Genomic DNA, 14,730 nt, shown 5'->3' on the forward strand with positions numbered 1-14,730 from the left:
CCCGCTGCCGCGAAGCCTGCCGCCAAACCGCCAGTCTCCGCGCCGGCCACTCCAGTGGGGAGAGAATAATGGGCGGTGTAAAAGCATCCCGAAACGGCTGGATAGTCTGGCTGACGTTCGCCGTCGGTCTACTCCTCAGCGTTTCGCCATTGCCGCAATTCATGGAAATCCTGCGCCCGCTGTGGCTGGCCTTGTTGCTGGCATTCTGGGCGTTGAACCTGCCGCAGACGGTCGGGATGGTGACGGCGTTTTGCCTGGGGCTGGCTGAAGACGTGCTCTACGGCACCTTGCTGGGTCAGAATGCCTTGATCCTGACGCTCATCACCTATCTGGTGCTGGCGCTGCAACAACGCCTGCGGATGTTCCCGATGTGGCAGCAGAGCCTGGTGATCCTGGTGATCTTCGGCCTCGCCCAGCTGGTACAACTCTGGCTCAGTGCCTTGACCGGCAATCGTCAGCCGACGCTGGCGCTGGTGCTGCCGGCACTGGTCAGCGCATTGCTCTGGCCCTGGATCAGTTTCGGTTTGCGCGGACTGCGTCGACGCTACAAAATCAATTAATTCGCTCAGGCATTAGACAGGGAGAGGTCTTGATGAAACGGTTGTACCTCGCCTCTGGCTCGCCACGCCGGCGTGAATTGCTCACGCAGATCGGCGTTCCGTTCTCCGCCGTCAGTGCGGACATCGATGAAACTCCTATAGATCAAGAATCCCCGTCGGCCTATGTCGAGCGTCTGGCACGCGGCAAGGCCGAGGCCGGGCGCGGCAGCGTCGTGTCTGACGAGCCGTTCTGCGTGCTCGGTGCCGATACCGCCGTGGTGCTCGATGGAAAAATTCTCGGCAAACCGGTTGATCAAGCGGATGCCTGCGCCATGCTGATGATGTTGTCGGGGTGTGAGCATGAAGTCCTGACCGCGATTGCGCTGCTGGACGGCGAACGCTGCGAGTCCCGGGTTGTCACCAGTCGCGTGCGTTTTCGGGATATCAGTCGTGATGAAGCCGTGGCCTACTGGGCCAGCGGTGAACCACAGGACAAGGCGGGCGGTTATGGCATTCAAGGACTGGGTGCGGTGTTTGTCGCCGGGCTCAATGGAAGTTATTCAGCGGTGGTCGGACTGCCGCTTTGCGAAACCGCGGAACTGCTCGGCCATTTCGGCATACCCTGTTGGCAAACCCGGAACGCACACTAAGCAACGTTCTGAACAGATGCGGCCATTATCGTGAACATGCCTGAACGAGACCCTGCCATGAGTGAAGAGATCCTGATCAACATCACGCCGATGGAGTCGCGCGTGGCGGTGGTCGAAAACGGTGTCCTGCAAGAGGTCCACGTCGAGCGTACGCAAAAGCGCGGGATCGTCGGCAACATCTATAAAGGCAAAGTCGTGCGGGTATTGCCGGGGATGCAGGCGGCATTCGTCGATATCGGCCTGGATCGCGCGGCGTTCATTCACGCCTCGGAAATTTCCCTGCGCGAAGGTCCGGCGGTCGAGAGCATCAGCGCACTGGTGCACGAAGGCCAGAGCCTGGTGGTGCAAGTGACCAAGGACCCGATCGGTTCCAAAGGCGCACGCCTGACCACCCAGCTGTCAATCCCTTCACGCTACCTGGTGTACATGCCGCGCACGGCCCATGTCGGGATTTCCCTGAAGATCGAAGACGAAGCCGAGCGCGAACGTCTCAAGCAAGTGGTCACCGATTGCGTGGCCAAGGAAGGTATCAAGGAAGCCGGCGGTTTCATCCTGCGTACGGCAGCCGAAGGCGCCGGCGCCGATGAAATCCTCATGGACATCCGCTACCTGCGAAGGCTCTGGGATCAGATCAGCGCCCAGATCAAAACCATCAGCGCGCCCAGCGTGATCTACGAAGACCTCGGTCTGGCGCTGCGCACCCTGCGTGACCTGGTAAGCCCGAAGATCGAGAAGATCCGCATCGACTCCCGGGAAACCTTCCAGAAGACCACGCAATTCGTCGCCGAATTGATGCCGGAGATTGCCGACCGTCTGGAGCATTATCCGGGCGAGCGGCCGATTTTCGACCTGTATGGCGTCGAAGACGAAATCCAGAAGGCCCTCGAGCGCAAGGTCCCGCTAAAGTCCGGCGGATATCTGGTGGTCGACCCGGCGGAAGCCATGAGCACCATCGACGTCAATACCGGGGCGTTCGTCGGTCATCGCAACCTCGAAGAAACCATCTTCAAGACCAACCTCGAAGCCGCGACGGCCATCGCCCGTCAATTGCGCCTGCGCAACCTCGGCGGCATCATCATCATCGACTTCATCGACATGGAAGATGAAGAGCACCAGCGCCAGGTGCTGCGCACGCTCGAGAAGCAGCTGGAACGCGATCACGCCAAGACCAACATCATCGGTATCACCGAGTTGGGCCTGGTGCAGATGACCCGCAAGCGCACTCGCGAAAGCCTTGAACAGGTCTTGTGCGAGCCGTGCAACGCCTGTCAGGGCCGCGGCAAGCTCAAGACGCCGGAAACCGTTTGCTACGAAATCTTTCGCGAAATCCTGCGTGAGGCTCGCGCCTATCAGGCAGAGGGCTATCGTGTATTGGCCAACCAGAAAGTTGTCGACCGCCTGCTCGACGAGGAGTCGGGCAACGTCGCCGAACTGGAAGGGTTTATCGGGCGCACCATCCGTTTCCAGGTCGAAACCATGTATTCCCAGGAACAATACGACGTGGTGCTGCTCTGAAGCGTTTCGTTTTGATTGTTCGAGAATGGCTGGCCTCAGCTTTTTGCAAAACTTTTGCCATGGGGGCCATCTGACATGGACCGTCTGACACGCATTTTGGCCGCACTGACCCGCTGGGGTCTGGGCCTGTGCGCGTTGGTTTTGGTGTTGATGGCGCTCTACGTCAGCCTTGGCCGGGAGCTGACGCCGCTGGTCGCCGAGTACCGTGCCGATATCGAAACCAAAGCCAGCGAAGCCTTGGGCATGCCGCTGCAAATCGGAGAACTGGAAGGCAACTGGAGTGGATTCGCCCCCGTATTGATGGCGCACGACGTGACCGTCGGCGAGGGCGCCAATGCCCTGCACCTGGATCAGGTGCGCGCGGTGCCGGACCTTTGGGCCAGTCTGTTGGCACGTCAGGTACGCATCGCTCATCTGGAGCTCAGCGGCCTGAGGATCAGCGTCAAGGAGGGCGACGACGGTCAATGGGCGCTGGAAGGTTTGCCGGTGCAACAGGATCAGCCGACCGATCCGGAACAATTGCTCAATCGCATGCAGATGATCCAGCAACTGTCAGTACTCGACAGCCAGGTGACCTTGCAGCCCTTTGCACAGTCGCCGCTGACCCTGACCTACGTCGGCCTGAATCTGAAAACCGGTGCGTCGCGGCAGCGTCTCGACGCCCGCCTGACCCTGCCCGACGGCCAGCCCGTGGCCATGAGCCTGCGTACCCGCATTCGAGCCAGCCAATGGCAGGACGGTGAAGCCGAGTTCTACCTGAGCCTGCCGCAAAGCGACTGGTCGAAGTGGCTGCCCGAGCGCGTCAGCCAGCAATGGAATTTCTCCGAGATCAAGGCCGGCGGCGAGCTGTGGCTGACCTGGGGCAAAGGCCTCTTGCAAAGCGCTGCAGTGCGCTTGAACGCGCCACAACTCAAGGGCGCCTACGCCGAGCGCAAGCCGATCCAGATCAACAACCTGGCGCTCAATGGCTACTTCGAGCGCAGTGCCGAAGGCATGCAGGTGACCCTGGATTCCCTGGCAATGAACCTGGGCGACGTCCGCTGGGAAACGCATTTGCAGCTCAAGCAAAGCGCCGCCACCGACAAGACCGAAGAGCTCTGGCATCTACAGGCCGACCGCGTCGACCTGACCCCGCTCACGCCGCTGCTCAATTCCCTGGCGCCGTTTCCGCAAGGCTTTGCCACCGTTGTCGAACGGCTCAAGGTGAAGGGCGGACTGCGCAATGTGTTGATCGACGTGCGGCCCAACGCCACCGATGACAGCAAGTTCAGCTTTGCCGCCAACCTCGACCAGGTGGGCTTCGATGCCTATCACGGTGCGCCAGCGGCGCGAAATGTCAGCGGCAGCATCAGCGGTGACCTGGGGCACGGCGAACTGCGCATGGACAGCAAGGATTTCATGCTGCACCTGGACCCGATTTTCGCCAAGCCATGGCAGTACATTCAGGCCAACGCGCGGCTGACCTGGAAGCTCGATAAAGAAGGCTTCACCCTGATTGCGCCGTATCTGAAGGTGCTGGGCGAGGAGGGCAAGATTGCCGGCGACTTTCTGATTCGCCTGCATTTCGATCACACCCAGGAAGACTACATGGACTTGCGGGTGGGCATGGTGGACGGCGACGGTCGCTACACCGCCAAGTACCTGCCGACGGTCCTCAGCCCGGCGCTGGACGAATGGCTGCGCACGGCGATTCTCAAGGGCGCGGTGGACCAGGGCTTCTTCCAGTATCAAGGGTCGCTCAACCACGGTGCCGCAGACGTCGATCGCAGCATCAGCCTGTACTTCAAGGTTCACGATGCCGAGCTGGCCTTCCAGCCGGGCTGGCCCCATGTCAGCAAGGTCAGCGGCGATGTGTTTGTCGAAGACAGCGGCGTGCGGATCCTGGCCAGCAAAGGCCAGTTGCTCGACACCGAGGTCAGCGATGTTTACGTCAACATTCCCCATGTGCCTGCGGGACAGAACGTTCATTTGTTCCTCGACGGCGGATTCGCCGGCGGTTTGGGCGATGGCCTGAAAATCCTTCAGGAAGCGCCGATCGGCACCGGGGCGACCTTTGCCGGCTGGGAAGGCGAGGGTGAACTGAGCGGCAAGTTGAAGCTGGATATTCCGCTGGCAAAAGGCGAGGAACCGAAGATCCTCGTCGATTTCAAGACCGCCAGGGCACGCTTGAAACTGGCCGAGCCGGTGCTGGAGCTAACCCAGCTTAAAGGTGACTTCCGTTTCGACAGCGGCAAAGGCCTGAGCGGGCAGAACATCGGCGCCAGGGCATTCGACAAACCGGTCACCGCACAGATTTTTGCCGATGGCAGCCCGGGTAAGCTCAATACCCGGGTAACCGCGTCGGGCCAGGTCGAGGTCAGGAAATTGACCGACTGGCTGAAGGTGACCCAGCCTCTGCCGGTGAGTGGCGTGATCCCTTATCAACTGCAACTGACCCTCAATGGCGCCGACAGCCAATTGCGGGTCAACTCCAACCTCAAGGGCGTGGCGGTCGATTTGCCTGCGCCCTTCGGCATGGCCGCCGATGCCGGGCGCGACACGACGTTTCGCATGACGTTACAGGGCGACGAGCGGCGCTATTGGGTCAATTACGGGGATCTGGCGAATTTCACGTTTGCGGCCCCGGCCGGCAATTTCGCCGAGGGTCGCGGGGACTTGTTCCTCGGTGGCGGCGAGGCGGTGTTGCCGGACACCAAAGGTCTGCGGGTACGGGGCGTGTTGTCCGAGCTGGACGTAGGCCCGTGGAAGGATCTGGTGGATAAATACGCCGGGCAGGACCCCGGCGGCAGCGCCAAGCAATTGCTCAGCGGTGCGGACTTCAAGGTAGGCAAGCTCAGCGGTATCGGCACCACGCTTGATCAGGCTTCGATTCAGCTGGCGCGCAAACCCTCCGCCTGGGCGCTGCAACTCGACAGCCAGCAGATCAAGGGCAGCGCCAACCTGCCCGATTCGAAGGCCACGCCCATTGCGATCAATCTGCAAACCGTACGCTTGCCGGCACCGGACCCGACCGTACTGGCCGATGAGAACTCGCCGGATCCGCTGGCGTCGGTGGACCCGACGAAAATCCCCGCGATGGACATCACGGTCAATCAGTTATTCCAGGGCCAGGATCTGGTCGGTACCTGGTCGCTGAAGGTTCGCCCGACGGCCAGGGGTATTGTGTTCAACTCGCTGGATCTGGGACTCAAGGGCATGCTGCTGGTGGGCAGTGGTGGCTGGGAAGGCGTACCCGGCGCCAGCAACAGCTGGTACAAGGGCCGCATGAGCGGCAAGAACCTCGCCGATGTGCTCAAGGGCTGGGGGTTTGCACCGAGTGTCACCAGCCGGGACTTTTATATGGATGTCGATGGCCGCTGGCCCGGCTCGCCGGCGTGGGTGGCGACCAAGCGTTTCTCCGGATCGCTCGATGCGACACTCAATCAGGGCCAGTTCGTCGAAGTCGAAGGCAGTGCCCAGGCGCTGCGGGTATTTGGTTTGCTCAACTTCAACTCCATCGGCCGGCGCCTGCGCCTGGACTTCTCCGACCTGTTCGGCAAAGGCCTGAGCTACGACCGGGTCAAGGGGCTGCTGGTCGGGACGAATGGTGTGTATGTCACCCGTCAGCCGATCCAGCTGACGGGGCCGTCGAGCACCATCGAACTCGACGGCACGCTGAACATGGTGGCCGATCAGATCGATGCGAAACTGATGGTGACCTTGCCGGTGACCAATAACCTGCCGATTGCCGCGCTGATCGTCGGCGCACCGGCGGTCGGCGGGGCGTTGTTCCTGATCGACAAGCTGATCGGTGACCGGGTCTCCCGTTTCGCCAGTGTGAAGTACAGCGTCAAAGGGCCGTGGAAAGAACCGAAAATCACCTTCGACAAGGCTTTTTGAAAAACCATTTTCCAGACCTATGGAGTAGCATGGCTGTACGGTTCACCTGTAGGAGCTGCCGCAGGCTGCGATCTTTTTACCTTTATTTTTCAAGATCAAAAAATCGCAGCCTGCGGCAGTTCCTACAGGAACGCATTGTTTCAATAGGGAAAAGGCCATGTCTGTAGCGGTGATTCAAATGGTCAGCCAGAGCGATGTGCTGGCCAATCTGGCCCAGGCCCGTCGACTGCTCGAGCAAGCGGCCGCCGGCGGCGCGAAACTCGCGGTATTGCCGGAAAATTTCGCCGCCATGGGCCGGCGCGACGTTGCCGACATCGGGCGCGCCGAAGCCCTGGGCGAAGGCCCGATCCTGCCCTGGTTGAAACAGACCGCACACGACCTCAAGTTATGGATAGTGGCCGGCACGTTGCCGTTGCCGCCGGTGGATCAGCCGACGGCGAAGGCGCATGCCTGTTCGTTGCTGGTCGATGACCAGGGCGAAACGGTGGCGCGCTACGACAAGCTGCACCTGTTCGACGTGGACGTGGCGGACAATCGTGGCCGTTACCGTGAGTCCGATGACTATGCTTATGGCAGCGGTGTGGTCGTCGCGGATACACCGGTTGGCCGGGTCGGCCTGACGGTCTGCTATGACCTGCGCTTTCCCGAACTGTACAGCGAACTGCGGGCTGCCGGCGCGGAGCTGATTACCGCTCCCTCGGCCTTCACGGCGGTGACCGGCGCGGCGCATTGGGATGTGCTGATTCGTGCGCGGGCCATCGAGACCCAATGCTATGTACTCGCGGCAGCCCAGGGCGGCACGCATCCAGGGCCGCGGGAAACCTTCGGGCATGCCGCCATCGTCGACCCGTGGGGGCGGGTGCTGGCACAACAGGATCAAGGCGAGGCCGTGCTGCTGGCCGAACGCGACAGCAGCGAACAGGCGTCCATCCGGGCGCGGATGCCGGTGTCCAGTCACCGGCGCTTTTTCTCGCAGGGCGCCCAGCGGCCTGCATCAGAAACACGAATTTAAGGCGTAAAGCATATGAGCGAGTTGTTGTCCTCAGTCAGTGAACACCTGCTGGCGCCCGGTGGCGTCACGATCGAGAGCCTGCAAGGCGTGCTCGGCGACCTGGCCGGGCCGGGCATCGATGCCGCCGACCTGTATTTTCAGGGGCAGATCTCCGAGTCCTGGGCGCTGGAAGACGGCATCGTCAAGGAAGGCAGCTTCAACCTTGACCAGGGTGTCGGCGTACGTGCGCAATCGGGTGAGAAAACCGGTTTTGCCTACAGCAATGCCATCACCCTTGAAGCCCTGGGTGCGGCGGCGCGTGCCGCCCGTTCGATTTCCCGGGCCGGGCAGCACGGTACCGTACAGGCCTTTACCAGCCAGGATGTCGCGCAGTTGTATGCGCCGGACAACCCCCTGGAAGTGCTGACCCGTGCCGAAAAGGTCGATTTGCTCAAGCGCGTCGACGCCGCGACCCGCGCCCTCGACCCACGCATCCAGCAGGTTACCGTAAGCATGGCCGGTGTCTGGGAGCGGATTCTGGTGGCGTCCACCGACGGCGGCCTGGCGGCGGATGTACGCCCGCTGGTGCGATTCAATGTCAGTGTGATCGTCGAGCAGAACGGTCGCCGCGAGCGTGGTGGTCATGGCGGTGGCGGCCGCACCGATTACCGCTATTTCCTTGGTGAAGACCGCGCCATGGGCTATGCCCGTGAAGCGTTGCGCCAGGCGCTGGTCAACCTTGAAGCCATTCCGGCTCCTGCCGGTACCTTGCCGGTGGTACTCGGCTCCGGCTGGTCGGGCGTGCTGCTGCACGAAGCCGTCGGGCATGGTCTGGAAGGCGACTTCAACCGCAAGGGCAGCTCGGCTTATAGCGGGCGCATGGGCGAGATGGTTGCTTCCAAGCTGTGCACCATCGTCGATGACGGCACCCTGGCCGGTCGCCGTGGCTCCTTGAGCGTCGATGACGAAGGCACGCCGACCGAGTGCACCACGCTGATCGAGAACGGCGTACTCAAGGGCTACATGCAGGACAAGCTCAACGCCCGCCTGATGGGTGTGGCACGTACCGGCAACGGTCGTCGCGAGTCTTACGCGCACCTGCCGATGCCGCGCATGACCAACACCTACATGCTCGCCGGCGAAAGCGATCCGCAAGAAATCATCGCCTCGGTGAAACGCGGCATCTATTGCGCCAACCTCGGCGGTGGTCAGGTGGACATCACCAGCGGCAAGTTCGTGTTCTCCACCAGCGAGGCGTACCTGATCGAGGACGGCAAGATCACCGCTCCGGTCAAGGGCGCGACCCTGATCGGCAACGGTCCGGAAGCCATGAGCAAGGTGTCGATGGTCGGTAATGATCTGTCGCTGGACAGCGGCGTGGGCACATGCGGCAAGGATGGGCAGTCGGTGCCGGTGGGTGTCGGCCAGCCAACGCTGAAGATTGATGCGATCACCGTGGGTGGCACGGGGTCGTAAGGAGATACACCGCCTTTGTAGGCGCTGCCGAAGGCTGCGATCTTTTGATCTTTAAAAAGCAAAGATCGCAGCCTTCGGCAGCTCCTACAAGGGCTGCGATGACTTAACGCAGTCCGCGTTGAGTCTCGTCCAGTTCACGGATGTACTTGAAGATTTTACGGCTGGAAGCAGGAGGCTTGTTTTGCGCAACCTCATGCTGGGCCTGACGGATCAGGGAACGCAGTTGCTGGCGATCCGCGTCGGGGTATTCGACGACGAATTTTTCCAGTACGGCGTCGTCACCGGCAATCAGACGATCGCGCCAGCGTTCCAGGTTATGGAAGCGTTCGTTGTATTGACGGGTGGAGGCATCGAGTTGATCGAGCAGAACCAGAATCGCGTCAGTGTCCTGATCGCGCATCAGTTTGCCGATGAACTGAAGGTGCCGTTTACGCGCGATATTCGCGGTGTGCTTGGGCGCATCGGCCAGGGCCCGGCGCAATCCGTCGGTCAATGGCAGTTTGTTGAGCAAGTCAGGCTTGAGCGTTGTAAGGCGCTCGCCGAGGTCAACCAGAGCATGCAGCTCGCGTTTGACCTGGGATTTGCTTTTTTCTCCCGTATCGAGGGAGTCGTCGTAAGAATCAACCATGGTGGCAGTCCGCAAAGAAACGCCGCCATGATAACCAGTCGGGGGCCACTTGTCCGGCCCGGTCGCTCGATGACCGTTACCGAAAGCAGAATTTGAGTGGAGAACAGCATGAGTGCAGTTGAAAGCGTCGGCCCACAAGCATTGCCGGCCCTGCAGGAACAGGTCGAGCAGATCATCGCTGAAGCCAGGCGCCAGGGGGCCAGCGCCTGTGAAGTGGCCGTCTCCCTGGAGCAGGGCCTTTCGACGTCGGTGCGCCAGCGTGAAGTCGAAACGGTCGAATTCAACCGCGATCAGGGTTTTGGCATCACCCTGTACGTAGGCCAGCGCAAGGGCTCGGCCAGCACGTCGGCCAGCGGTCCGGAAGCGATTCGCGAAACGGTGGCCGCTGCTCTGGCTATCGCCAAACACACCTCGGAAGATGAAGCCTCGGGCCTCGCCGATGCCGCGTTGATGGCGCGGGATCTTCAGGATTTCGACCTCTTTCACCAGTGGGACATCACGCCGGAGCAAGCCATCGAGCAGGCCCTGACCTGTGAAGCCGCGGCGTTTGCCGCCGACAGCCGGATCAAGAACGCCGACGGTACCACCCTCAGCACCCATCAGGGCTGCCGCGTTTATGGCAACAGTCACGGGTTTATCGGTGGTTATGCGTCGACTCGCCACAGCCTCAGCTGCGTGATGATTGCTGAAGCGGACGGCCAGATGCAGCGTGATTACTGGTACGACGTGAACCGTCAGGGTAACTTGCTGGCCGATCCGGTAAGCATCGGCCAGCGTGCCGCGCAACGGGCGGCGAGCCGTCTGGGCGCGCGTCCGGTGCCGACCTGCGAGGTGCCGGTGCTGTTTTCCGCAGAGTTGGCGGGAGGCCTGTTCGGCAGTTTCCTGTCGGCGATTTCCGGCGGCAGCCTGTATCGCAAGTCGTCGTTCCTTGAAGGCACGCTGGGCCAGAAGCTGTTTCCGGAGTGGCTGACCATCGACGAGCGCCCACACTTGATGCGTGCCATGGGCAGCGCGGCGTTCGATGGTGATGGTCTGGCAACCTACGCCAAGCCGTTCGTCGAAAAAGGCGAGTTGGTGTCGTACATCCTCGGCACCTACTCCGGCCGCAAGCTCGGCATGCCGAGCACCGCCAATGCCGGCGGGGTGCATAACCTGTTCGTCACCCATGGCGAAGAAGACCAGGCGGCCTTGCTGCGGCGCATGGGACGCGGGCTGTTGGTGACCGAGCTGATGGGGCAGGGCCTGAACATGGTGACCGGTGACTATTCCCGCGGCGCGGCGGGTTACTGGGTCGAGAACGGCGAAATCCAGTTCGCGGTCCAGGAAGTGACCATCGCCGGCAACATGCGCGATATGTTCAAGCAGATCGTGGCCGTGGGTAATGATCTTGAGTTGCGCAGCAACATTCGTACAGGCTCGGTGCTGATCGAGCGGATGACGGTGGCGGGTAGCTAAGCCTCCCCGTTACACAAAAAGATCGCAGCCTTCGGCGCAAACCACTGTAGGAGCTGCCGCAGGCTGCGATCTTTTGATCTTTATTCGCCTTCGTCGAAGAAATTGTTGATCAACGCTACCAGTGCATCCAGGGCTTCCTGTTCCTGCTCGCCTTCTGTGCTCAAGTGGATCGTGGTGCCTTTGCCGGCGGCCAGCATCATCATCGCCATGATGCTTTTGCCATCGACCATGGACTCTGGTGTGCGACCGGCCCGGATCTGGCACGGGAACTGACCTGCGACCCCAACGAATTTTGCAGAAGCACGGGCGTGCAGGCCCAGTTTATTGATGATTTCGATTTCCAGAGCAGGCATCGCGATGTGAATCCTTTAGCTGAGGTCGCGGTGGCGAACCTGGACGTTCTTCAGGGTTTTTTGCAGCAGCTGCCCCAGACGCTCGGTCAGGTAGACGGAGCGGTGATGTCCGCCCGTGCAGCCAATGGCAATGGTGACGTAGGCACGGTTGCTGGCGGCAAAACGAGGCAGCCACTTTAGCAGGTATGTGGAAATGTCCTGGAACATCTCTTCCACATCCGGCTGTGCCGCCAGGTAATCGGCAACCGGTTGATCGAGCCCGGACTGCTCGCGCAATTCCGGTTTCCAGTAAGGGTTGGGCAGGCAACGCACATCGAACACCAGGTCGGCGTCCACCGGCATGCCACGCTTGAACCCGAAGGATTCCACCAGGAACGCAGTACCGGGCTCTGGCTGGTTCAACAGGCGCAGCTTGATAGTGTCGCGCAGCTGATAGAGGTTCAGGCTGGTGGTGTTGATCTTGAGATCGGCGAGGTCGGCAATCGGCCCGAGCAGGACGCTCTCGACGTTGATGGCTTCGGCCAGCGAGCGGTTGGCGTTGGTCAGGGGGTGACGCCGGCGGGTTTCCGAGAAGCGCTTGAGCAGGGTTTCTTCGTCGGCATCCAGGTACAGGACATCGCACTGGATGTGGCGGCTGCGGACTTCTTCGAGCAGTTCGGGGAAGCGTGACAGGTGGCTGGGCAGGTTGCGGGCGTCAATGGAAACGGCCACCAGCGGCTGCATCAGCTCGGTATGAATCAACGCTCGTTCGGCCAGTTCCGGCAGCAGGCCGGCAGGCAGATTGTCGATGCAGTAGTAGCCGTTGTCCTCAAGAACATTGAGGGCGGTGCTTTTACCCGAGCCGGAACGGCCACTGACGATGATCAAGCGCATGATTACTGACCGTTTTGCTCGTCCAGGACAACCTGATACAGGGCTTCGTTGCTTGCGGCATTACGCAGTTTTTCGCGAACGTCCTTGCGGTCAAGCATGCTGGCGATCTGTCGCAGCAGCTCAAGGTGCGCATCGGTAGCGGCTTGCGGGACCAGCAGAACGAACAGCAGGTCAACCGGCGCGCCGTCGATGGCGTCGAAATCGATTGGGGCGTCCAGGTGCATCAATGCACTGATGGGCGATACACACCCCTTGAGACGGCAGTGTGGAATAGCGATGCCGTTGCCAAAACCGGTGGAGCCGAGTTTTTCACGGGCAATCAGCGCCTCGAAGACATCTTGCATCTCCAGATCCGGCACTTCTTTGTGGATAAGGTTGGCAATTTGTTCGAGGGCTTTCTTTTTACTGCCGCCCGGCACGTTCACCAGGGAACGGCCGGGGGTCAGGATACTTTCAAGTCGGATCATGGGTTGGGAGTGTTAACGACCGGTTGCGCCCTGAAGGAGGCTCTGGGTCTTTTCCTTATGCTTTTTGAGTTGTTTATCCAGCTTGTCGGTGAGTGCATCGATCGCAGCGTACATATCGGTATGTTCCGCATTGGCGACCACTTCATTCCCGGGAATATGCAGCGTGGCTTCGATTTTCTGCTTCAGCTTCTCGACGGTCATCGTGACCTGCACGTTAGTGATCTTGTCGAAATGTCGCTCCAATCGTTCGAGTTTTTCGCCGATGTAGGTGCGAAGAGGTTCGGTCACTTCCAGTTGGTGTCCACTGATGTTGACTTGCATACAGCTTCTCCTTCGTTGCCAGTGCATAAAGCGGTAGATCAGATGATCTACCACTGGAACGCTGTGGCGTGGCTCTACATCAACCGCTTGCGTTCGCTCGAAGGCGCGATCCCGAGGGATTCGCGGTACTTGGCGACGGTGCGGCGAGCCACCTGAATGCCTTGTGCCTCCAGTAAACCAGCGATCTTGCTGTCACTCAACGGCTTTTTCTGATTTTCCGCGGCAACCAGTTTTTTGATGATCGCCCGGATCGCCGTGGACGAGCATTCGCCGCCTTCGGAGGTGCTTACGTGACTGGAGAAAAAGTATTTCAGCTCATAGATGCCCCGGGGGGTGTGCATGAACTTCTGGGTAGTCACCCGTGAAATCGTCGACTCATGCATGCCGACCGCTTCGGCGATGTCATGCAGGACCAGCGGCTTCATGGCTTCGTCGCCATATTCGAGGAACCCGCGCTGATGCTCCACGATCTGGGTGGCAACCTTCATCAGGGTTTCATTGCGGCTCTGCAGGCTCTTGATGAACCAGCGGGCCTCCTGCAACTGATTGCGCATGAACGTGTTGTCGGCGCTGGTATCGGCGCGGCGCACAAAACCGGCGTACTGGGCGTTGACCCGCAGTCGTGGCACCGACTCCTGATTCAGCTCCACCAGCCAGCGCTCGTTGTCCTTGCGGACGATAACGTCAGGAACGACGTACTCGGCTTCGGTAGACTCGATCTGCGAGCCCGGGCGCGGGTTGAGGCTCTGGACCAGCTCTATGACCTGGCGCAGCTCATCTTCCTTGAGCTTCATGCGGCGCATCAACTGGCTGTAGTCGCGGCTGCCAAGCAGGTCGATGTAATCGGTGACAAGGCGCTTGGCTTCGGTCAGCCAAGGGGTCTTGGCGGGCAGCTGGCGCAATTGCAGCAACAGGCATTCGCCCAGGTTGCGAGCGCCGATGCCCGCAGGTTCGAACTGCTGGATGCGGTGCAGGACGGCTTCGATTTCGTCCAGTTCGATGTCCAGTTCCGGGTCGAAGGCTTCGAGGATTTCCTCGAGGGTTTCGTCCAGATAGCCCTGATTGTTGATGCAGTCGATCAGGGTTACGGCGATCAGGCGATCGGTGTCGGACATCGGGGCCAGGTTCAGTTGCCACAGCAAGTGGCTTTGCAGGCTTTCACCGGCCGAGGTGCGGGTGGTGAAGTCCCACTCGTCATCGTCATTGCTGGGCAGGCTGCTGGCGCTGGTCTGGTAAACGTCTTCCCACGCAGTGTCGACGGGGAGTTCATTGGGGATGCGCTCGTTCCAGTCACCCTCTTCGAGGTTATCAACCGTCGGGGCGCTTTCCTGGTAGGAGGGTTCCTGGATGTCGGTGTTGGGTTTTTGTTCGGCGTTGTCGGCCAAGGGGTCGGAATTGTCGAAGTCGTCGCCTTCTTCCTGGCGTTCGAGCATCGGATTGGACTCCAGGGCCTCCTGGATTTCCTGTTGCAGGTCCAGGGTCGACAATTGGAGCAGGCGGATGGCCTGTTGCAGCTGAGGTGTCATCGTCAGCTGCTGGCCCATTCTCAAGACTAGCGATGGTTTCATGGCAGGGGCTTAACA

The 14,730-nt window shown here is 60.7% G+C and carries 13 protein-coding genes; 7 read left to right on the plus strand and 6 right to left on the minus strand.

Annotated elements, in window-relative coordinates; all coding sequences use genetic code 11:
• Nucleotides 1–68: 68 nt before the first annotated feature.
• The 6 genes from mreD to tldD all read left to right on the plus strand — a co-directional run bounded on the left by mreD (nt 69) and on the right by tldD (nt 9,050).
• Nucleotides 69–560 (plus strand): rod shape-determining protein MreD, encoded by a 492-nt coding sequence (mreD, locus tag PMI26_RS27600; protein WP_007970244.1) that lies wholly within the window; start codon nt 69–71, stop codon nt 558–560.
• Between the two features lie 32 nt (nt 561–592).
• A complete protein-coding gene (locus tag PMI26_RS27595) occupies nt 593–1,189 on the plus strand; it encodes a Maf family protein (protein WP_007970245.1) in 597 nt (198 codons plus the stop codon).
• Nucleotides 1,190–1,246: 57 nt separating this feature from the next.
• A complete protein-coding gene (rng, locus tag PMI26_RS27590) occupies nt 1,247–2,704 on the plus strand; it encodes a ribonuclease G (protein WP_007970246.1) in 1,458 nt (485 codons plus the stop codon).
• 75 nt (nt 2,705–2,779) lie between these two features.
• Nucleotides 2,780–6,583, plus strand: a complete 3,804-nt coding sequence (locus PMI26_RS27585; protein WP_007970247.1) for a YhdP family protein — start codon at nt 2,780–2,782, stop codon at nt 6,581–6,583.
• A gap of 157 nt (nt 6,584–6,740) precedes the next feature.
• Nucleotides 6,741–7,595: a carbon-nitrogen hydrolase family protein gene (locus PMI26_RS27580; protein ID WP_007970249.1), complete on the plus strand. Its 855-nt coding sequence runs from the start codon at nt 6,741–6,743 to the stop codon at nt 7,593–7,595.
• 12 nt (nt 7,596–7,607) lie between these two features.
• Complete coding sequence (tldD, locus tag PMI26_RS27575) at nt 7,608–9,050, plus strand: metalloprotease TldD (protein ID WP_007970251.1); 1,443 nt, start codon at nt 7,608–7,610, stop codon at nt 9,048–9,050.
• Nucleotides 9,051–9,153: 103 nt separating this feature from the next.
• Here tldD and yjgA read toward each other — a convergent pair whose 3' ends face one another.
• Complete coding sequence (yjgA, locus tag PMI26_RS27570) at nt 9,154–9,678, minus strand: ribosome biogenesis factor YjgA (RefSeq protein WP_007970253.1); 525 nt, start codon at nt 9,676–9,678, stop codon at nt 9,154–9,156.
• A gap of 108 nt (nt 9,679–9,786) precedes the next feature.
• Between yjgA and pmbA the strand changes: the two genes are divergently transcribed.
• A complete protein-coding gene (gene pmbA, locus PMI26_RS27565) occupies nt 9,787–11,133 on the plus strand; it encodes a metalloprotease PmbA (protein WP_007970255.1) in 1,347 nt (448 codons plus the stop codon).
• 80 nt (nt 11,134–11,213) lie between these two features.
• Here pmbA and PMI26_RS27560 read toward each other — a convergent pair whose 3' ends face one another.
• From PMI26_RS27560 to PMI26_RS27540, 5 genes are all read right to left on the minus strand, one after another.
• Entirely contained in the window at nt 11,214–11,486 is a 273-nt protein-coding gene (locus tag PMI26_RS27560; protein ID WP_007970256.1) for an HPr family phosphocarrier protein, read from the minus strand.
• A gap of 15 nt (nt 11,487–11,501) precedes the next feature.
• Nucleotides 11,502–12,359, minus strand: a complete 858-nt coding sequence (gene rapZ / locus PMI26_RS27555) for an RNase adapter RapZ (protein WP_007970258.1) — start codon at nt 12,357–12,359, stop codon at nt 11,502–11,504.
• A 2-nt stretch (nt 12,360–12,361) separates the two neighbouring features.
• Complete coding sequence (gene ptsN, locus PMI26_RS27550; protein ID WP_007970260.1) at nt 12,362–12,826, minus strand: PTS IIA-like nitrogen regulatory protein PtsN; 465 nt, start codon at nt 12,824–12,826, stop codon at nt 12,362–12,364.
• Nucleotides 12,827–12,838: 12 nt separating this feature from the next.
• Complete coding sequence (gene hpf, locus PMI26_RS27545; protein ID WP_007941242.1) at nt 12,839–13,147, minus strand: ribosome hibernation-promoting factor, HPF/YfiA family; 309 nt, start codon at nt 13,145–13,147, stop codon at nt 12,839–12,841.
• A gap of 74 nt (nt 13,148–13,221) precedes the next feature.
• Complete coding sequence (locus tag PMI26_RS27540) at nt 13,222–14,715, minus strand: RNA polymerase factor sigma-54 (RefSeq protein WP_033047360.1); 1,494 nt, start codon at nt 14,713–14,715, stop codon at nt 13,222–13,224.
• Nucleotides 14,716–14,730 lie beyond the last annotated feature (15 nt).

The organism is Pseudomonas sp. GM33, from assembly GCF_000282295.1.
In the GTDB taxonomy this organism is placed as follows: Bacteria; Pseudomonadota; Gammaproteobacteria; order Pseudomonadales; family Pseudomonadaceae; genus Aquipseudomonas; species Aquipseudomonas laurylsulfatiphila.

Excerpts from the sequence above, each read along its gene's own strand:
- hpf (WP_007941242.1), bottom strand. The coding sequence starts at position 13,147 with ATGCAAGTCAACATCAGTGGACACCAACTGGAAGTGACCGAACCTCTT.
- ptsN (WP_007970260.1), bottom strand. The coding sequence starts at position 12,826 with ATGATCCGACTTGAAAGTATCCTGACCCCCGGCCGTTCCCTGGTGAAC.
- PMI26_RS27580 (WP_007970249.1), top strand. The coding sequence starts at position 6,741 with ATGTCTGTAGCGGTGATTCAAATGGTCAGCCAGAGCGATGTGCTGGCC.
- PMI26_RS27585 (WP_007970247.1), top strand. The coding sequence starts at position 2,780 with ATGGACCGTCTGACACGCATTTTGGCCGCACTGACCCGCTGGGGTCTG.
- tldD (WP_007970251.1), top strand. The coding sequence starts at position 7,608 with ATGAGCGAGTTGTTGTCCTCAGTCAGTGAACACCTGCTGGCGCCCGGT.
- yjgA (WP_007970253.1), bottom strand. The coding sequence starts at position 9,678 with ATGGTTGATTCTTACGACGACTCCCTCGATACGGGAGAAAAAAGCAAA.
- PMI26_RS27595 (WP_007970245.1), top strand. The coding sequence starts at position 593 with ATGAAACGGTTGTACCTCGCCTCTGGCTCGCCACGCCGGCGTGAATTG.
- pmbA (WP_007970255.1), top strand. The coding sequence starts at position 9,787 with ATGAGTGCAGTTGAAAGCGTCGGCCCACAAGCATTGCCGGCCCTGCAG.
- rapZ (WP_007970258.1), bottom strand. The coding sequence starts at position 12,359 with ATGCGCTTGATCATCGTCAGTGGCCGTTCCGGCTCGGGTAAAAGCACC.
- PMI26_RS27560 (WP_007970256.1), bottom strand. The coding sequence starts at position 11,486 with ATGCCTGCTCTGGAAATCGAAATCATCAATAAACTGGGCCTGCACGCC.
- PMI26_RS27540 (WP_033047360.1), bottom strand. The coding sequence starts at position 14,715 with ATGAAACCATCGCTAGTCTTGAGAATGGGCCAGCAGCTGACGATGACA.
- rng (WP_007970246.1), top strand. The coding sequence starts at position 1,247 with ATGAGTGAAGAGATCCTGATCAACATCACGCCGATGGAGTCGCGCGTG.
- mreD (WP_007970244.1), top strand. The coding sequence starts at position 69 with ATGGGCGGTGTAAAAGCATCCCGAAACGGCTGGATAGTCTGGCTGACG.